This window comes from Streptomyces sp. NPDC014734, from assembly GCF_043083325.1.
GTDB lineage: Bacteria > Actinomycetota > Actinomycetes > Streptomycetales > Streptomycetaceae > Streptomyces.
The window spans coordinates 458,606-476,432 of record NZ_JBIBYN010000003.1; the positions used below are offsets into that span (position 1 = coordinate 458,606).

Consider the following 17,827-nt stretch of genomic DNA (forward strand, 5'->3'; position numbering starts at 1 on the left):
CCACCCGGGTACGCAAAACGGCCTCCGTGCACGGGACCGGAGACGTTCCCGCACACGGAGGCTCTCGCCGGGCACGCGGCCCGGGCCGGATCCGTGGATCTCTCAGACCCTGTCGGGCGACCTCTGACCGGGCGGACGTCACCCGACAGGCTCTCAGCCGAGGTAGAAGTTCTTCAGCTCCGGCGCGAGGGCCGCCGGGTCCACGGCGATGTCCTGGTCGGGCAGCGCGTGGTGGCTGCTCTCGGGCAGCGCGTCGGCGAGCGCGCGCGCCGAGGCGTGCAGCCAGGGGGCCGCGTTGCCGCCGTAGACGACGAACACGGGGACCTTCACCGCGTCGAGGCCGGTCGGCAGCCCGAGGTCGTCACCGAGGATCGTGGTGTCGTACGGCAGCGTGTGGGCCAGGGCCTCAAGTCCCTGCCAGAACGGCGCGAACCGCATCTGGGCGACACCCTCGGCCGGGGCGCCCATGCCCTTGGTCATGAAGAGCTCCACCGCGTCACCGCGGCGGTCGGCGTCGGTCAGCTCCTTGAGCTGCTCCGTGAAACCGGCGGGCGGGCGAGGGCCGTCCTCGCCGACGACGAACGGCGGGTCGTAGAGCGCCACCTTGGTGATGCCTTCGACCCCGCTCGCGACTGCCTTGAGCGCCAGCGCCCCGCCCGCCGACAGGCCGAAGACCTTCGCCGAACCGCCGGCCTCGGCGACGAGCGCCGCGAGGTCCTCGATCTCGCGCTCGACCGCGTACTCGGCGGCGTCACCGCTGTCGCCGCGACCGCGGCGGTCGTAGTTGTAGACGGTGAAGTGGGGAGACAGCTCCTGTGCCAGCTGCGACATCGTCGGGTGAGCACGCTCGCTGAACGACCCACCGATCAGGATGAGCGGCTCCCCCTCGCCGGACCGGTCGTAGGCGATCGCGGTTCCGTCGGCGGACTGGACTGTGTTCATTGTTCTCCTGAGACTCAAGGCCGTGTGCGAACGCGGACGTTCTGTCCTGACCCGTCCAGCCTGCAACGCGTCACGAACCGTTCGCATCTTCAGAATTGCTGCATCGCTCCCGTCCCCGCGAGCGCGGCGCCGTTCCCCGGGGACTGAGCAATCCAGAAGATGCAGCAATCCAGAAGATGCCCCGGCCGGATCCGTGTGTGAGGCTGTACGGGCTGGTCCGAACCAGAGGAAGTAGGGATAACCATGGGGAAGTTCGCGCCCGTCGAGGAGTACGTGGCAGGTCTCGCCGCCGGTCCGCTGCGCGACATCGTCGAAAAGCTGCTGCCGGTCATCGACGCGGCGCTGCCCGGGGCCAACTCGGCGGTCTACCACCAGGCACCCACCTGGAGCATCGGTGAGGCACCCGGGAAGGGTCCGGTCTGCTACGTGAGGGCGTACTCGAAGTACGTGACTTTCGGATTCTGGCGCGGCCAGGAGCTCAACGACTCGTCCGGGCGCATGCAGCCCGGCGCACGCGAGATGGGGCAGGTCAAGCTGACGTCCGTCGACGAGATCGACGAGCAGCTCTTCACCGACTGGCTGAAGCAGGCGGGCGAGCTGGAGGCCGCGGAGCTCGCGAAGTCCTGACACCTCGCACGCGGCGGCGCTCCTGACAGCGGTGGCCGTTCCTGACAACGGTGGCCGTTCCTGACCACCCGGGGCCCGGAAGCCTGACGACGGCTTCCGGGCCCCGGGCGTCCTGCGGTACGGGGAGGCCGGTGCGGTCCCGCTGCTACCGGCCCGCCGTGCTGCTCTCGGGGACACCGGTCTCCTGACGGCCGTGCTCCTCGGGCCGGTGCGGGGCGGCCGGTACCGCCCGCGGGGCCGTGGCCCCGCCCCGGCGTTCCGTCCACCGCCCCACCGCGTTGAGGACCGGGCGCTCGACCATGTAGTGGCTGAGGGACGCGACGATGACGGTGCCGATGACGACGGCGGTGATCAGCTCGGGGAAGCCGATCGTGCCGCGCAGCTTGTCCATCAGCGCGGGCGTGGTGCCGAAGATGTTGCCGCTCTCGAACCAGAAGTACATGACGGCGAAGTGCCAGAGGTAGATGCCGTAGGAGATGCGGCCGAGGTAGCGCGTCACCGGGTTGTCGACGATCGCGTCGATGGTGCGGGACTTCGCCTCCGGAACGGTCAGCGGCATCACCAGCAGGTAGGAGAAGGCGAGCAGCAGGAAGTACTGGACGACGGCGAGCTTCAGCTGCTCGTAGTCGCCGTAGCCGGGGCGTCCGAACGGCTGCGTGCAGTTGACGGCGTACACGACGAGTGCGCCGAGCCACAGCACGTTGGGACGTCGGGCGGCGAAGCGGTACAGGGCCGGCTTCCGGTCGGGGTCGATCTCGGCCAGTACGTGGACGACGGCCATCGCCATGCCGAGGGCGAACGCGCCGCCCACGGCCAGCGGCCACCAGTACTCCTTCGGGAAGGGGCCCATGACCGGCCGGTGGATGTAGTACGTCCATGCGGCGGAACCGATCACCATGAGCACCGGCGGGATCATCATCCGGCGCGCCTTGCGCACCGGGTCGGACACTCCCCGGGCCAGCCAGTGCATCAGCACGGCGAGCAGCGGCAGCGCCAGGTAGTACTGCATCTCGGCGGGAACCGTCCAGGCCGGGTCCATGCCGGGTATCCACGTGTAGTCGTAGACCTGGAGCATCAGGATCGGGCGCAGTACGTACCAGACGCCGTCGATGGCGTCGTAGTTGATCAGGAACACACAGGCCAGCGACAGCAGGATGTAGGCCGGCCACAGCCTGGCCAGCCGCTTCAGGAGGAAGGGGCCGACCGCGGGCCGTCGGGTGCCCCGGAGCGTCCAGCGGGCGAACGGGCGGTACAGCAGCATGCCGGAGAGCACGAAGAAGGGGCCGAGGACGATCGGCCGCAGCCCGGCCAGCAGGACGGCAAGCTTCTCGTTGCCCGGAGGAACGGTGTAGGCACCCATGACGCCCGCCGTGAAGGAGACGTGCACGGCGGTCACCGCGAGCGCGCACAGCGCGCGGACGCCGTCGAGCCGCCCGACACGTTTTGATCTCTGGGCCGGTGCGACGGCCCCATTGGCATTGACCACGGAGAGCTCCTCTGTTCGATGGCCCGTTCAGGATCGGCGTGGCTCAATTCCTCGGCATCCTCTGGATTGCGCTGTTGGCCGACGAATCGCCTTTGATGTCAAAGGAGTTGTCCGGGCGGCACATGAGGAGATGCGCCGCCCGGGGGCTGCGGCGATCATGCCGGGCGGAGCCGGAAAGAGGTGGCCCCCGAAAGCGTGGAAAAGGGCCGGAGAAAACAACAGGGCCCGGTGCCGGGCTCCCGAAGGAACCCGGCACCGGGCGGGCCGTCCGATGTCCGTTACCGCTTAGGAGAAGGAGATGTTCTCCTGCCGCTTACGAGAAGGAGATGTTCTGGGCGCCTCCCTCACCCTTGTCGCTGCCCAGGCCCACGGCGCAGGTGCGCGAATTGCAGTCCACGGTGCCCCACGGCTTGGCCTCCGCACCGGTGACGGCGTCGAACTTCGCGAACACCTTGACCTGCGCGGTCACCTTGCCGGACGCGTCGGCGGCGACGTCGACCGAGGTGGCCGGGTTGCAGGCCGCCACGTCCGTCTCGACGTACGAGCACTGCCCGACGTGGTACACGGTGCCCGGGGTCAGGCCCGTGGCCGTCAGGGTCACCGTGGCGCCGTCGGTCAGGCCGCTCGCGGGGGTCACCGAGACCGCGGGGGCGGCCATGGCGGAGGACTGCAGGCCCACCGCGAGACCGATCGCAACGGCGGCGGTGGCACCGGCGCGGACGAGGAGGCCGGCCTTGGTCTTCACGCTCATGTCATTTCTCCGTTTCGCAGAGGGGAAGGAACTCGAAGTTCCGGAAAACCGTTCGCCATGAACGCTAATGACTTGCCCAAGTCGCTCTCATCTTCCAGATTGCGCTGGACGAAAGGTCGTTGGTGATGGCCGAAACAGCGGCACGTTCCGGAAGAGAGCACACATGAAGATGTGCCGGGGCTTTCGTGCGCGGGAGGCTCGCACGAGGACTGTTGCGCATTCCCCGGCGGGCGCGCGGCGACGGTCGGGGTCCAGGGGACAGTCCCCAGGCGGTTTTGGAGTGCCGGGTGCGAGAAGCCGGGCCGGCCCAGACGACGAAAGCTGAGGAAGCATGACTGTTGGCGATACGCCCAGGGCCGGGCGGAAGGAGTGGCTGGGGCTCGCGGTCCTCTCCCTGCCCACCCTGCTCGTGGCCCTCGATGTCTTCGTACTGCTGTTGGCACTGCCGCATCTGGCGGTGGACCTCCACGCGGACAGCACCCAGCAGCTGTGGATCATGGACATCTACGGCTTCATGGTCGTCGGGTTCCTGGTCACCATGGGTACCCTCGGCGACCGCATAGGCCGTCGCAAACTCCTCCTCATCGGCGCCGCGGCCTTCGGCGCGGCCTCGGTGCTCGCCGCTTTCTCCACGAGCCCCGCCATGCTGATCACCGCGCGCGTCGCCCTCGGTATCGCCGGCGCGACGCTGACGCCGTCGACGCTCGCGCTGATCAGCAGCCTCTTCAAGGACCCCAAGCAGCGCGCCATGGCGATCAGCCTCTGGGCCAGCCTCTTCCCGCTGGGCGCCATCATCGGGCCCATCATCGGCGGTGTGATGCTGGAGCACTTCTGGTGGGGGTCGGTGTTCCTGCTCGGCGTGCCCGCCATGGCGCTGCTGCTCGTGGCCGGGCCGAAGCTGCTGCCGGAGTTCCGCAACGAGGACGCGGGCCGGCTCGACCCCCTCAGCGTCGTCCTCACCCTGGGCTCCAGCGTGCCCGTCATCTACGGCGTCAAGGAACTGGCCCGCAACGGCTGGCAGCCGGTGCCGGTGATCGCCCTGGTCGTCGGCCTCGCGCTCGGGGTGGCGTTCGTCCGCCGTCAGCGCTCGCTCAGCGAACCGCTGCTCGACGTCGGCCTCTTCGCGCACAGCCGGTTCAGCGCGGCGCTCGTCGGCATGCTGGCCAACAGCGTGGTCGGCGGCACGGTCATGCTCCTGATGACCCAGTACTTCCAGTCGGTGCAGGGACTGTCCCCGCTCAGGGCGGCGCTCGGCCTGATGCCCAGCATGGTCCTCGCCACCATCGGCTTCATGGTGACGCCGATCCTGGCGCGCAGGATTCGTCCCGCCTATGTGGTCGGCGGGGGACTGGTCGGTGTGGTCGCCGTGCTCCTGGTGTTCGCGAACATGGGCACAGGGTCGGGGACGGCCGTGCTGATCGTCGGTTTCGCCCTCTTCTCGTTCTTCGGCACCCCGGTGGTGGCCCTCGGTACCAACCTGATCGTCGAGGTCGTTCCGCCGGAGAAGGCGGGGTCGGCCGGATCGATGTCGCAGATGGGCAACGAGTTCGGCGCCGCGCTCGGCGTCGCGACGCTGGGCACCCTGGGGCTCGCCGTCTACCGGAACGAGATCGCCGAGCAGGTGCCGGCGGGTATCCCGGCCGCGGCGGCGGACGCGGTCCGCGACAGCGCGGCCGGAGCCTCGGGCGCGGCGGCGGGCCTCCCGGACAAGCTCGCCGCCACCCTGTCGGACCCGGTCCGCGAGGCGTTCACGGCCGGTCTGCACAGCGTGACCGCCGTCGGCGCGGTCCTGATCGCCGCGGCGGGCATCGCCTTCGTCCTCCTGCTGAAGCACGTCCCGCCGATCGGCCAGGCCGAGACGGGGGCGGCGCCGGACGAGGAGACGGCGCCGGACGAGGGAGCGGCCTCTCCGGGCAACGACGCCGCAGTCCAGCCCGCCACCGCATCGGACAGGCCCTGACGGGCTGGGCTCCCGGGACCAGTCGATTTCGGCTACCGCAATTTCCACCTCCGCATCGGCGGCCTCGTCGCGACGCGCCTCAGCATCCGCGCCCTCGCCGTCAACGCGGTCCTCACGGCCGTCGCCATCGTGTCGCGGTGCTGTCCCTCGGCTTCGGCGGCCGTCCGCTCACCCCCGTCCAGGTCGTGCGGGCGCTCGCCGGGCAGGGCGACGACTTCCACCGGCTTATCGTCGTCGAATGACGTCTGCCGGTGGCGTTAGAGTCGCCGTCATGGACGATCGCTCCGGACCTCGGGCCGTATCGCCGGCGCTGCTCGGCATCGGAGGCGACTGGCTGCCTGTCACCACCGGCGAGTCGGGGGCCTTCGTCTTCCGCGGCGCGGACGGTGCCCGGTATGCCAAATGCGTACCCGCTGTGGAGGCAGCCGACCTGACGGCCGAGCGCGACCGGATCGCCTGGCTGGGCGGTCGGGGCGTACCGGGTCCGCGGGTACTCGACTGGTACGCGGGTGATGCGGGAGCCTGCCTGGTGACCAGTGCCGTCCGCGGCGTACCTGCTGATCAAGTGTCGTCCCGGGATCTGCGCGCCTCCTGGAACCGCATCGCTGACGCGGTCCGTCGACTGCACGAGGTCCCCGTGTTCACGTGCCCGTTCCACCGGAGCCTGGACACCATGATCGCCCTGGCACACGACGTCGTGGCCCGTGACGCCGTGAACCCGGAGTTCCTCCCCGTCGAGCAGCGGCACACACCCCCCACGGAGCTGCTGGCCCGGCTCACTCGGCAGGTCCCTCGGCGACGGGACCAAGAGGCCGCCGACACGGTCGTCTGCCACGGGGACCTGTGCCTGCCCAACATCGTGCTCGATCCACAGACCCTGGACGTGTCGGGTTTCATCGACCTGGGCCGCCTCGGACAGGCCGACCGATACGCCGACTTGGCACTGCTCCTGGCCAATGCGCGCGAGACATGGACGAACGAAGAGCAGGCACAGGCCGCGGACGTGGCGTTCGCCGAGAGGTACGGCATCGCCCCGGACCACGACCGGCTGCGCTTCTACCTCCACCTCGACCCGCTCACCTGGGGCTGACGGCCCAGTCCGGGACGCCGGTCGAGCGGACCGGTACACGGCGAGGCCGCACGGGATCCGGTGCGGCCGGTGCCGGCCGGAACGCCCGCCCTCTCCTGTTCCTCAGGCCGTACGTGGTATGCGCGTTCCCGGACATGCGAGGTCCGGCCCCGTCCGCTCGCGCGGCGGGGCCGGACACGGGATCTTCACCCCCTCTCGGATTCCCGGGGAAACGGTCGGCCCGGAGCGTGCGGCGCAACCGACCGGGTGGCTCGCACAGCCGTCCCCACCGCCGTGCGCCCAGCCGCTCGCCCCGCTCCGGTCACTCGGAGGGCAGCCTGATCGACAGCTTGTGGTGGAACTCGTCACGCGGGTCGTACCGCTTCTTGACCTGCTGCAGACGTGCGTAGTTCTCCTTGTAGTAGAGCGTGTACCAGGGCACTCCGGAGGTGTTCCACCGCGGGTCGGCGAGGTCGGCGTCGGGGTAGTTGATGTACGAGCCGTCGTTGATCTCGCCGGGCACCGGCACGCCCCCGGTCTCCGCGTACACGTCGCCGTAGAACTCCCGCAGTTTCCCGATGTGGGTGGCGTCCTCGGCCTCGCTCGCCCAGGCCCCCATGAAGGCCGCCTTCATGATCGAGTCGCGCTGCGCTATCGCCGTCGCGTCGGAGTCGACCGTGTTCACCCGGCCGCCGTACCCGATCAGGATGAAGTGGTACGGGTTGTGCTCGCCCCCCGTCGTCAGGTGGCGGTAGACCGTCGACAACTGCTCCCGCTTGTAGCCCCTGCGCAGGTACGCCGCCTTGATCTTGATGCGGCGCACGTCCTGGTTGCCGATGTCGCCGTAGTTCGGATAGGCGGAGAAGTACAGCCAGGGCTTGACCGACTCGTGGCGCATCGGCTCGATGCCGACGCCGTCGCACACCGCGTCGAAGTACCCCTGGATCACGTCCGCCCCGTCCGGGACGGCGTCGTCGACCATGGCGCCGATCGACAGGATTCCGGCGTCACGGTGCGACGCGTAGAAGAACGCCATGATCTGGGCGCCCGGCGTTCCGGGCGCGCTGTTGTGCTCGAACCAGTCGCCGACGTTGCCGACGATCCGGGCGAAGTCCTGCTCGGACACCTTGTCCCACGGCCATGCCAGGTTCACGGTGCGCCAGGTGCCCGGCGCCTTCGGCAGCAGTTCCGCCGGGTCCGAGGAGGTGGTGCCGGGGGAGCGGACCCAGTAGCGGGTGACGACGCCGAAGCTCCCGCCGCCCGCGCCGGTGTGCGCCCACCACAGGTCGTGGTGCGGGTCGGAGGGGTCGTCGGTGGCGACGACGGCACGGGCCCGCCCGTCCTCGTCGACGACCACGACCTCCACGGCACTGATGTAGTCGACGACCGAACCGAGCCGCCGCGACAGCGGTCCGAAGCCTCCGCCGACGAAGTGTCCGCCCACACCGACCTCGGTGCACTCGCCCGCCGGGAGCGTCACGTTCCAGCCCTTGAACAGCACACGGTAGACGTGACCGAGCGTCGCACCGGCCTCGATCGCGAACGCGCGCCGGGCCGGGTCGAAGAACACCCGGGTCATCTCCGACATGTCCAGCAGCGCACCGCCGTCCGTGGACGCCGCCCCCTCGAACCCGTGCCCGCCACTGCGGACGGTGATCCGTCGGCCCTCGGTGACGGCCCTGTTCACGGCGTCGACGACCTGACCGGTGGTGTTCACCACGCACACGTAGTCGAGGTTGCCGACGAACCGGTGGTTGCTGCCCCGCCGCAGGCTCTCGTACCTCGGGTCGTCCGCGGTGATGACGGACGCGTCGACCACCCCGGCGTGGGCCCGGTCGGCATCGTCGGCGCCGCCGTTTCCGGCAGTTCGCCCGGTCTGGGATTCCCGGAACTCCACAGCGGTCACGTTGCTACCTCCAGGGCGTGTGGCGTCGATGCCACGGTTCGATGGTCGTTGGTGTGGTCGTCGTGGGTGTCGGTGCGCTCATGGGTGTGGGCGTGGGTGTCGGTGTGTTCGTGGGCGTGGGCGTGGAATGTGGGTGTGGGCGATGTCGCGCCTGCGGTCCGCTCGGCGTCGACCCGACGGGAGAAGCCTGCCTTCAGGACGAACCCGATGTCTTCTCCCCGTGTGCTCTTTAGCGCGGGCCATCCGCCCCGGGCGCCGCGGGCGCGGGTCGCCGCGTCCGAGACGTGGTGACGGCCGCGGCGGTGCCGGGTACGGACGGCGCGGATCACGGGTGCCGCGCCGCATGCGGGAACACCGCAATCCAGGAGGGGACCGGCGAACGCCCCGGGTGCCACCATCACAACCGCATCCCCCGAGTCCTGCTGGTTCACGGTGGTACTCGGCACCGGACCGATGACCGAGTACAGGAGGCGTGGCGTGAAGGTTGGTTTGGAGTTTGGAGAGTTCGCGTGGGAGGGCGGTCCCGCCCGGATGGGCGAGACGGTCGCCGGGATAGCCCGCACCGCCGACGACGCCGGATTCTCACTCATCGGGGTCGGCGACCACCTCTGGCAGGGGCCCCACGCGGGTGGCCCCGAGCAGCCGGTACTCGAATGCTTCACCACGCTCGGCGTCATCGCCGCGCACACGAGGCGCGTGCTGCTCGCCCCGATCGTGGCCGGGGTGCACTTCCGTGAACCGGCCGTCCTGGCCAAGATGGTGACCACGCTCGACGTGCTGTCCGGCGGCAGGGCGATGCTGGGCATCGGCGCCGGCTGGTACGAGGACGAAGCCGTCGGCATGGGTGTCGCGTACCCCTCGATGGCGGAGCGCTTCGAGCGGGTCGAGGAGGCCATCCGGATCTGCCTGCGCCTGTGGCACGGCGAGCGTGGCGACGAGCGCCCCTTCGAAGGGGCGCACTACCGCCTCGAACGGCCGCTGAACGTCCCGCAGAGCCTGACCCGCCCGCACCCGCCGATCCTCATCGGCGGCGGGGGCGAGCTGAAGACCCTGCGTCTGGTCGCCCGCTACGCCGACGCCTGCAATCTCTTCCCGTCGCCCGATCTGGCGGACAAGCTGGATGTGCTGCGCAGGCACTGCGACACCGAGGGCCGTGACTACGACGCCATCGAGAAGACCGTCATCCTTCCCGTCGACGTCATCGGCGACGGCGCCAAGGCGGACGAACTCGCCGCACTGCTGAGGCAGTTGTCCGGGCTGGGCATCCGGACGGCGATCGGGATCCTCTCGGGCCCCGAGCCCCTGCGCCAGGTCGAGATCATCGGCGAGAAGGTGATTCCCGCGGTGGCAGACGCGTAGCACCATCGCGTCCGGCATCCGGCATCCGGCATCCGGCATCCGGCGTCCGGTATCCGGCACTCGGCACTCGGCACTCGGTATTTCGAGGGTTTGCACCCGGTCGGTCCCCGCATGCGGCAGTGCCCGCGGAGCGATGCCTCCGCGGGCACCGCCGCATGCCGGAAACCGCGCAATCTGGAAGTTGTCCGTGTGGATGAACGCTCGGGACGATGAAGCACTGCCCGCCCCCGCACATCACCGCGGGGGTGCACAACGTCCCCATGCATAAGGAGAGTTCCCCCATGCGAGCGTGGCTCGATCGAGGGGTCGCCGTACCCGGCGGCCGTCGTGGAAAATGGCTGGTCCTCGCCGTCTGGCTGATCGCTGCCATGGCGCTCGGCGCACTGGCGGGGAAGCTCGGCGAGGTCCAGGACACCAGCGCCAACGCCTTCCTCCCGCGCGGGGCCGAATCCGCGCAGGTCAACACGGAGCTGGAGAAGTTCCGCACCGACGACCTCCTTCCGGCGGTCGCCGTCTACAGCGCCGAGGGCGCCCTCACCGACGAGGTCCGGCAGAAGGTCGACGCCGACCGCACCGCCTTCGCCGGGATCGCCGAGAAGGGCCAGCAGGTGCCGCCGGCCGTCGCCTCCGACGACGGCAAGGCGCTCATGCTCGTCGTGCCGTTGTCGGGCAAGGACCAGGCCGTCCTCGCCGACAAGGTCGAGCAGCTCCGCAGTGTCGCGGCCGCCCACGCGCCGCCGGGCCTCGACACCGAGGTCGGCGGTCCGGGGGGCGCCACCGCGGACGCGTTCAACGTGTTCGACACGCTCGACGGCACCCTGATGATGGCCACCGGCCTGATCGTCATCATTCTGCTCCTGCTCACCTACCGCAGCCCGGTGCTGTGGCTGGTCCCGGTCCTCGCCGTCGGCTTCGCCTCCGTGCTGACCCAGGCCGGGACCTACCTGTTCGCCAAGTACGCGGGGCTCCAGGTCGACCCGCAGAGCTCCGGCGTCCTGATGGTGCTGGTCTTCGGCATCGGCACCGACTACGCGCTGCTGCTCATCGCCCGCTATCGCGAGGAACTCCACCGCCATGAGGACCGGCACGAGGCGATGAAGATCGCCCTGCGCCGCTCCGGACCGGCGATCCTCGCCTCCGCGGGGACCATCACGGTCGGTCTCGCCTGCCTCGGCTTCGCCGACATCAACTCCTCCCGCTCGATGGGCCTGGTCGGTGTCATCGGCGTCATCTGCGGCTTCCTCGCGATGATCACCGCCCTTCCGGCGCTGCTCGTCATCTGCGGACGTTGGGTGTTCTGGCCGCTCGTGCCGCGCCACGGCACCCCGGTGCACAAGTCCCGCACGGTCTGGGAGCGCATCGGCACGTCCGTGGCCGCCCACCCCCGCCGCTCCTGGTTGCTGTCGCTTGCCGTCACCGCCGTGCTCGCGGTCAGTGCGTTCGGCATCGACATGGGCCTCGCCCAGACCGGCTGGTTCCAGAACAAGCCGGAGTCCGTCGTCGCCCAGGAGACGCTGTCCGCGCACTTCCCGTCCGGCGCCGGTGACCCGGCGGTCATCATCGCGAAGACGACGGACGTGGACCAGGTGACGAAGGCGGCCGAGGGGACGAAGGGCATCTCCGACGTCAAGGTCGTCGGCCGCACCCCGGACGGCGATCACACCCAGCTCTCCGCGGTGCTTCCGGGCGCACCGGACAGCGACACCGCGAAGGACGCCGTCAAGAATCTGCGCGAACGCACCGACGCGCTGGTCGGTGGAACCGCGGCCCAGGCACTGGACAAGCAACTCGCCACCGAACGCGACCTGTCGGTCGTCGTCCCGCTCGTCCTGCTCGTCGTCCTGATCGTGCTGATCTGGCTGCTGAGGGCCCTCGTCGCGCCGGTGCTGCTGCTGGCGACCGTGGTCGTCTCCTACTTCGCCGCCCTCGGCGCCGCGAACTTCTACTTCGAGCACGTCATGGACTACTCCGGGGTGGACTGGACGATCCCGTTGCTCGGCTTCGTCTTCCTCGTCGCCCTCGGCATCGACTACAACATTTTCCTCATGCACCGGGTGAAGGAGGAGACGGTCCTGCACGGCCACCGGCAGGGCGTGCTGACAGGCCTCAGCAGCACCGGCGGTGTGATCACCTCGGCGGGTCTCGTGCTGGCCGCGACGTTCGCCGTCTTCGCCGGGCTGCCGCTGGTCTCCATGGCGCAGATGGGTGTGGTCGTCGGCATCGGCATCCTGATCGACACGTTCCTGGTCCGCACCGTTCTGGTTCCGGCCCTCGCGCTCGACCTGGGCCGCCGGTTCTGGTGGCCGGGAGCCCTGTCCAGGACCGCCGCGGCGCCCTCCGCCGCCCAGCCGCCTTCCACGGACGAGCCGGGACGTGATCTGGAACGCGTCTGAGTCCCAGGATCCCCTCGTCGTGACGTGAGATGACACGACATGAAGTGAAATGACATAACAGACTGTGCCGGGATCCTCGCGCTCCGGGCCGCGGCAGAACACGCCGTGACCCGGGGCGCGCCCGCGCCTCCGGGGACCGCACCACACCGGACGCCGCGAGCTTCCCGGCGAACCTTGCCGGTCACAGCACCAGCTCGGACAACGGGACCCGTGCCGCGTCCGTCGCGGGCCGTGACAGGTACAGCGCGGTGTGGAAGTACCCGTCACTCTCCTTGCCGCGCGGATCCTCACCCATCGCGGTGACCGCCTCCACCGCGTATCGCTGCTCCCGCGCGTCGGTGAAGCGGCGTTGTGGGAAGGTGCGCCCGGTTGCCTTCTCGGTCACCAGGCCGAATTCCGCCAGGCAGTCGGCAATGGGCCGGTAGGAGCCGGTGCGCAGGGCGAAGGCGGCCACCCATACCGGGCCGCGGACGTTCTGCAGGAGCGGCCGGAAGGTACGCGAGGACAGGAAGCTGGTTCCGCCCGTGATGGTGATCAGACGGGTGTGACGCACGGCCCGGCGCAGGTCGGGTCCGGCCGGTCCGGTCTCCAGGTTCTCGGCGAACGCCTCTTCCAGCAGACCCACGGCGCGAGCGTAGGCGACGGCACGCGGCGCGATGTCGAGCCCGATCACGGGGACCGGGTCCGGACGTCGCCGGGCCGCGTAGAACTCCTTGTCCCACTCGATCAGTTCGGCGGTGGTCAGGGCCGCTGCCCGCGCGGATGTGTAGTGGGCGTGCAGATCGTCCCAGGTGAGGTGGTGGTTGAGCAGCGCGGCGTTGAAACCGTACGAGCAGCAGATGTCCAGCACCGTCGTCGGCGGTCGCGGCACGTCGTCCGGGGTCCCGCAGGCGTCGAGCACCCGACGGAAGACGCCCTGGGCACGGTGGGGGGTCTGGTACTCCCAGGGACCCAGCACACGGAAGTACGGCCGTGGGTCCGGCCGGTCGTAGATGTCGTCGAACGGGGTCATGCCTTCGTCAGCGGCGTCGGCGTCCCCCGGGGAATCCCCGGCCGGGGGCGGCCCCGGCCGCTTCGACTCGGCGGGTGTCATCGCATGTCCTCTCCGGTCGATGCGAACCCGGCTCCGCCTCTGATGCACCCGCGTCCGGCGGAGGCGGCTCGCGTCACCGCGTGTCAGGAGTTCCGGTGCGACGGGCGGCGGCACGGAGCCGCCGGCCCGTCCATGGCCGACGACCAAAAGACAAGGGCAAGGAGATCCCACTCCTTGCCACTCTCAACCTATAGCGCACCGGGGGGCTTGCGGCAAGACCCCGGTCGTACCGCACAATCGGCGGCCGAAGCCAGGACCTGCGGAAAATGGGAGTCGCGAAATGCGCGTGCTGTTGACGAGCTGGGGATCGCGTGGAGATGTCGAACCGCTGGTGGCACTGGCGGTGGGCATGAGGGAACTGGGCGTGCGTGCGCGGGTGTGCGCGCCGCCGGACGAGGAGTTCGCGGAGCTGCTCGCGCGTGTCGACGTGCCGCTGGTGCCGCTCGGCCCGTCGGTGCACTCGGTGGTCGCCGGTGAGAAGCCGCCGACGGCGGACGACGCGTTCCGGCTCGCCGCCGAGCTGGTCGCCGCCCGGTTCGAGACGCTCACCGCGGCGGCCGAGGGGTGCGACGCGCTGGTGGCCACCGGGCTGATGCCGGCCGGTGCACGGGACGTGGCCGAGAAGCTGGGCATGCGTTACGTGCTCGCGTGCTTCCACACTCTCGGACTTCCGTCGCGGCACTCCGCTCCGGGAAGGCGGCCGGGCAAGCAGTCCCCGCAGGGCGAGACCGACAACCGGGTGTTGTGGAAGCAGGACGCCCAGCGGGTGAACGCCCTGTACGGCGAGGCGCTCAACCGGGGGCGGGCGGCGATCGGCCTGCCGCCGGTGGACAACGTCCGCGACCACGTCCTCACCGACCGGCCGTGGCTGGCGGCGGACCCGACGCTGTGCCCGTCGCAGGGGATGACGGACCTCGACGTCGTGCAGACCGGGGCGTGGCTCCTGCCCGACGACCGCCCGCTCCCGGAAGGGGTGGAGGCGTTCCTGGACGCGGGTGAACCGCCGGTGTACGTGGGCTTCGGCAGCATGGCCGCGTACGTCCCGAAGGACATGGCCGGGGTGGCCGTCGAAGCGGCCCGCGCGTGCGGCCGCCGCGTACTCCTCGCCCGGGGCTGGGCGGGCCTGGCGCCGGTCGACGCAGGTGACGACTGCTTCGTCGTCGGCGAGGTCAACCAGCAGGCACTGTTCCGCCGGGTGGCCGCGGTCGTGCACCACGGCGGCGCGGGCACCACGACGACGGCCGCCCGGGCCGCCGTGCCCCAGGTGGTGGTTCCGCAGATCGCGGATCAGCCGTACTGGGCCGCCCGCGTGGCCGCACTCGGCATCGGCTCGGCGCACGACGGCCCGAAGCCGACCGTCGATTCGCTCTCCGCCGCACTCACGACAGCCCTGACGCCGCAGACACGCGCACGAGCGGAGGCCGTGGCGGGCACGATCCGCACCGACGGGGCGACGGTGGCCACGAAACTGCTGCTCGACGCCGTCAACCGGGAACGGCCGCCCGTGTCCGGGTGAACCACACGCATCAACGGGCCGGGCCCGGCGGGCGACGCCCTCCCCGCGTCCGGGGTCGCCCGGGGTACTGGGCGGCCCCGCTCCGGGGTTTCGGGCGTCCTCGCTCCGCGGCCCGCGAAGACGTTCCCGGAGCGCACCCCAGCAGACGTTACTGAAGCGCACCCCGGCAGACGTTCCAGGAGCGCACTTCAGAAGATGGGCCGCCGTCGTCGTTGCGCGACGATGAGACGCCCGCGGGGCCACGGGCTGTGCCGTACCCGCTCATGAGGGAGGACATGCCGTGCTGGGCGACGAGGACGGGACGGCCGCCACACTGTGGTCGATGGCGGGTCTGGGCACCCCGATGGCCGTGCGGGTGGCCGCGACACTGAGGATCGCCGACCACATCGTGGCAGGACACGACACCGCACCGGAGCTCGCACGGGTGGTCGGCGCGCACCCCGACGCACTCGACCGACTGCTGCGCTATCTCGGCGTGCGCGGTGTCCTGGACCGTGACGACGCGACCGGCCGCTACACCTTGACGGCCCTGGGACAACCTCTCCGCGACGACCATCCGGCCGGAATCCGGGCCTGGTTCGACATCGAGCGCGGCGGACGCGGCGAGCTGTCGTTCGTCGAGCTGCTGCACAGCGTGCGCACCGGCGAGGCCGCCTTCCCGGTGCGCTACGGACGCCCCTACTGGGAGGACCTGGCCGCCGACCCCGACCGCGCCGCCTCCTTCAACAAGCTTCTCGGGGACGACGTCGCATCCCGCGCGCCGGGCATCGTCACCGGTTTCGACTGGGCGTCGCTCGGATATGTCGTCGATGTCGGCGGTGGTGACGGGTCCCTGCTGGTCGCCCTGTTGCGGGCCAACCCGGGCCTGCGCGGGACGGTGGTCGACCTCCCGGACGCCGCGGGCACGGCCAAGGAGTCGTTCGTCGCATCCGGGCTGGGCGACCGCGCCGACGCCGTGACGGGCAGCTTCTTCGACCCACTTCCCCCGGGTGCCGACGGCTATCTGCTCTCACTGATCCTGCACGACTGGGACGACGAGGCGGCCATCGCCATCCTGCGGCGCTGCCGCGAGGCGGCGGGGCCCACCGGTTCGGTGTTCGTCATCGAGTCGATCGGCCCCGACGGCGACGCCCCGCACACCGGAATGGATCTGCGCATGCTGTGCGTCTACGGGGCCGGGGAACGAGGTGTCGCCGAATTCACCGCGCTGGCCGAGGCGGCCGGACTCGGGGTCGTTGCCGTCCACCCCGCGGGCCCGTCCGCGATCGTCCAGCTCGCCGCCGCCTGAACACGGCTGCCGCCCGGCGGCACCCGCGCACCACTGCCACCCCGCACGGCTTCCACCCCGCGTGAACCGAGCGCGCCACCCCGAGGAGATCTCCATGGCAGGGCCGGTCCCGTCGCTGACCGAGACGTTCACGGCCCTGGGCACACCCGCCGGACGTCAGGACCCCTACCCCCTCTACGAGGCGATCAGGGCCCACGGAAACATCGCACGGCTCAAACCCGGCCGACTTATCGTGACCGGCTACGAGGAGTGCGCCCGCGCCCTGCGCGACCCCCTGCTGCACGTCCAGGACGCCAGGAGCTACGACGCCGCCCGGCCGGGCTGGCGGGCGCACTCCTCCCTGCGCGCGTTCACCGGCTCCATGCTCTACAGCAACCCCCCCGACCACACACGGCTGCGGAACCTGGTGAGCTTCGCGTTCACCCCGCCTCGGATACGCGAACTGCGCACCGTCATCGAGGAGATGGCCGATCTGCTGCTCGACCGCATGGCCGGTCTCGGTGCCCACGGCGCCCCCGTGGACCTCGTCGCGGAGTTCGCCTCCCGGCTGCCGATCGCCGTCATCAGCACCATGCTCGGCTTCCCCAAGGACGACCAGGTCTGGTTCCGGGAGATGGCCTCGGCCATCGCCGTTTCCACGGACGGCTTCAACGATCCCGGCGCGTTGCACCGGGCCGACGCCGCGATGGACGACCTGAGCGCCTACTTCGCCTCGCTCGTCGACCACCGCCGCCGCCACCCTGCCGACGATCTCGTGACCCTCATTGCCGCCACCCACGACACCGAACCGGGCAGGCTCAGCCGCGACGAGCTGATGGGCACCCTGATGGTGCTGCTCACCGCGGGTTTCGAGACGACCAGCTTCCTCATCGGCCACGGCGTCCTGCTGGCCCTGGACCACCCCGAGTACGCCCAACGCCTGTGCGACGAAGCGGTCTTCACCGATCCCTACGTCGAGGAGATCCTGCGTTACGAGCCTCCCGTGCATGTCACCAGCCGCCGGGCCGCCGCCGACACCGACCTCCTGGACGTCCCCGTACCGGCCGGCACCGGACTCGTCCTCGTCCTGGCGGCGGCCAACCGCGACGCCCGACGCTTCGCCGAGCCGCACCGCTTCGACCCGGACCGCCGCACCGGGCAGCCGCTCAGCTTCGGCGCCGGTGCGCACTACTGCCTCGGCGCACCGCTGGCCCGTCTCGAAGCGGGGATCGCCCTGCCCCGGCTGATCCGCCGCTTCCCGGGCCTGGCCCGCGTCGAACCGCCCGTCTACCGCGACCGCTGGGTCGTGCGCGGCCTCGACACCTTCCCCGTGGCGCTCAACACCTGATCGCACGCCGCACCCAACTGCCCCCGGCCAACCGCGTACCGCCCGCCGCCCGTACGGCGTCCCGCCACCTCGTGCCGTCCGTCGCCCGACCGGCATCCCGTCGCCCCGTA

Annotated in this window: 14 protein-coding genes; 8 read left to right on the forward strand and 6 right to left on the reverse strand. The window is 70.6% G+C overall.

Annotated features, from left to right (window positions below; all coding sequences use genetic code 11):
• Nucleotides 1–153: 153 nt before the first annotated feature.
• Complete coding sequence (locus ACF1CT_RS08455) at nucleotides 154–942, reverse strand: alpha/beta fold hydrolase (RefSeq protein WP_391782998.1); 789 nt, start codon at nucleotides 940–942, stop codon at nucleotides 154–156.
• A gap of 243 nt (nucleotides 943–1,185) precedes the next feature.
• Between ACF1CT_RS08455 and ACF1CT_RS08460 the strand changes: the two genes are divergently transcribed.
• Nucleotides 1,186–1,569, forward strand: a complete 384-nt coding sequence (locus ACF1CT_RS08460; protein WP_391782999.1) for a DUF1801 domain-containing protein — start codon at nucleotides 1,186–1,188, stop codon at nucleotides 1,567–1,569.
• A gap of 145 nt (nucleotides 1,570–1,714) precedes the next feature.
• Here the strand turns inward: ACF1CT_RS08460 and ACF1CT_RS08465 are convergent, their stop codons facing one another.
• Entirely contained in the window at nucleotides 1,715–3,055 is a 1,341-nt protein-coding gene (locus tag ACF1CT_RS08465; protein WP_391783000.1) for an acyltransferase family protein, read from the reverse strand.
• A 313-nt stretch (nucleotides 3,056–3,368) separates the two neighbouring features.
• Nucleotides 3,369–3,806 carry an enediyne antibiotic chromoprotein gene (locus ACF1CT_RS08470; protein ID WP_391783001.1) on the reverse strand — a complete coding sequence of 146 codons (438 nt, stop codon included), beginning with the start codon at nucleotides 3,804–3,806 and terminating at the stop codon, nucleotides 3,369–3,371.
• 331 nt (nucleotides 3,807–4,137) lie between these two features.
• On the opposite strand from ACF1CT_RS08470, the gene ACF1CT_RS08475 reads away from it, so the two are divergent.
• Both ACF1CT_RS08475 and ACF1CT_RS08480 read left to right on the forward strand, forming a co-directional pair.
• Nucleotides 4,138–5,766 carry an MFS transporter gene (locus tag ACF1CT_RS08475; RefSeq protein WP_391783002.1) on the forward strand — a complete coding sequence of 543 codons (1,629 nt, stop codon included), beginning with the start codon at nucleotides 4,138–4,140 and terminating at the stop codon, nucleotides 5,764–5,766.
• A 271-nt stretch (nucleotides 5,767–6,037) separates the two neighbouring features.
• On the forward strand, nucleotides 6,038–6,856 hold the full coding sequence (locus tag ACF1CT_RS08480) for an APH(3'') family aminoglycoside O-phosphotransferase (RefSeq protein ID WP_391783003.1): 819 nt from the start codon (nucleotides 6,038–6,040) through the stop codon (nucleotides 6,854–6,856).
• A gap of 301 nt (nucleotides 6,857–7,157) precedes the next feature.
• Here the strand turns inward: ACF1CT_RS08480 and ACF1CT_RS08485 are convergent, their stop codons facing one another.
• Nucleotides 7,158–8,741: an FAD-dependent oxidoreductase gene (locus ACF1CT_RS08485; RefSeq protein WP_391783004.1), complete on the reverse strand. Its 1,584-nt coding sequence runs from the start codon at nucleotides 8,739–8,741 to the stop codon at nucleotides 7,158–7,160.
• Nucleotides 8,738–9,070: a hypothetical protein gene (locus ACF1CT_RS08490; protein ID WP_391783005.1), complete on the reverse strand. Its 333-nt coding sequence runs from the start codon at nucleotides 9,068–9,070 to the stop codon at nucleotides 8,738–8,740. Before ACF1CT_RS08490 ends, ACF1CT_RS08485 begins: the two co-directional genes overlap by 4 nt.
• Nucleotides 9,071–9,218: 148 nt before the next feature.
• On the opposite strand from ACF1CT_RS08490, the gene ACF1CT_RS08495 reads away from it, so the two are divergent.
• Both ACF1CT_RS08495 and ACF1CT_RS08500 read left to right on the forward strand, forming a co-directional pair.
• Nucleotides 9,219–10,100 carry an LLM class F420-dependent oxidoreductase gene (locus ACF1CT_RS08495; protein WP_391783006.1) on the forward strand — a complete coding sequence of 294 codons (882 nt, stop codon included), beginning with the start codon at nucleotides 9,219–9,221 and terminating at the stop codon, nucleotides 10,098–10,100.
• 281 nt (nucleotides 10,101–10,381) lie between these two features.
• Complete coding sequence (locus tag ACF1CT_RS08500; RefSeq protein WP_391783007.1) at nucleotides 10,382–12,493, forward strand: MMPL family transporter; 2,112 nt, start codon at nucleotides 10,382–10,384, stop codon at nucleotides 12,491–12,493.
• Nucleotides 12,494–12,674: 181 nt separating this feature from the next.
• Here the strand turns inward: ACF1CT_RS08500 and ACF1CT_RS08505 are convergent, their stop codons facing one another.
• On the reverse strand, nucleotides 12,675–13,586 hold the full coding sequence (locus ACF1CT_RS08505) for a hypothetical protein (protein WP_391783008.1): 912 nt from the start codon (nucleotides 13,584–13,586) through the stop codon (nucleotides 12,675–12,677).
• Between the two features lie 280 nt (nucleotides 13,587–13,866).
• On the opposite strand from ACF1CT_RS08505, the gene ACF1CT_RS08510 reads away from it, so the two are divergent.
• The 3 genes from ACF1CT_RS08510 (at nucleotide 13,867) to ACF1CT_RS08520 (ending at nucleotide 17,717) form a co-directional block, all read left to right on the forward strand.
• Complete coding sequence (locus ACF1CT_RS08510) at nucleotides 13,867–15,102, forward strand: glycosyltransferase (RefSeq protein WP_391783009.1); 1,236 nt, start codon at nucleotides 13,867–13,869, stop codon at nucleotides 15,100–15,102.
• A gap of 280 nt (nucleotides 15,103–15,382) precedes the next feature.
• Nucleotides 15,383–16,390: a methyltransferase gene (locus tag ACF1CT_RS08515; RefSeq protein ID WP_391783010.1), complete on the forward strand. Its 1,008-nt coding sequence runs from the start codon at nucleotides 15,383–15,385 to the stop codon at nucleotides 16,388–16,390.
• 94 nt (nucleotides 16,391–16,484) lie between these two features.
• Nucleotides 16,485–17,717 carry a cytochrome P450 gene (locus ACF1CT_RS08520; RefSeq protein ID WP_391783011.1) on the forward strand — a complete coding sequence of 411 codons (1,233 nt, stop codon included), beginning with the start codon at nucleotides 16,485–16,487 and terminating at the stop codon, nucleotides 17,715–17,717.
• Nucleotides 17,718–17,827 lie beyond the last annotated feature (110 nt).

Coding starts and splice junctions, on each gene's coding strand:
- ACF1CT_RS08455 (WP_391782998.1), bottom strand. CDS start 942: ATGAACACAGTCCAGTCCGCCGACGGAACCGCGATCGCCTACGACCGG.
- ACF1CT_RS08460 (WP_391782999.1), top strand. CDS start 1,186: ATGGGGAAGTTCGCGCCCGTCGAGGAGTACGTGGCAGGTCTCGCCGCC.
- ACF1CT_RS08470 (WP_391783001.1), bottom strand. CDS start 3,806: ATGAGCGTGAAGACCAAGGCCGGCCTCCTCGTCCGCGCCGGTGCCACC.
- ACF1CT_RS08475 (WP_391783002.1), top strand. CDS start 4,138: ATGACTGTTGGCGATACGCCCAGGGCCGGGCGGAAGGAGTGGCTGGGG.
- ACF1CT_RS08480 (WP_391783003.1), top strand. CDS start 6,038: ATGGACGATCGCTCCGGACCTCGGGCCGTATCGCCGGCGCTGCTCGGC.
- ACF1CT_RS08500 (WP_391783007.1), top strand. CDS start 10,382: ATGCGAGCGTGGCTCGATCGAGGGGTCGCCGTACCCGGCGGCCGTCGT.
- ACF1CT_RS08505 (WP_391783008.1), bottom strand. CDS start 13,586: ATGACACCCGCCGAGTCGAAGCGGCCGGGGCCGCCCCCGGCCGGGGAT.
- ACF1CT_RS08510 (WP_391783009.1), top strand. CDS start 13,867: ATGCGCGTGCTGTTGACGAGCTGGGGATCGCGTGGAGATGTCGAACCG.
- ACF1CT_RS08520 (WP_391783011.1), top strand. CDS start 16,485: ATGGCAGGGCCGGTCCCGTCGCTGACCGAGACGTTCACGGCCCTGGGC.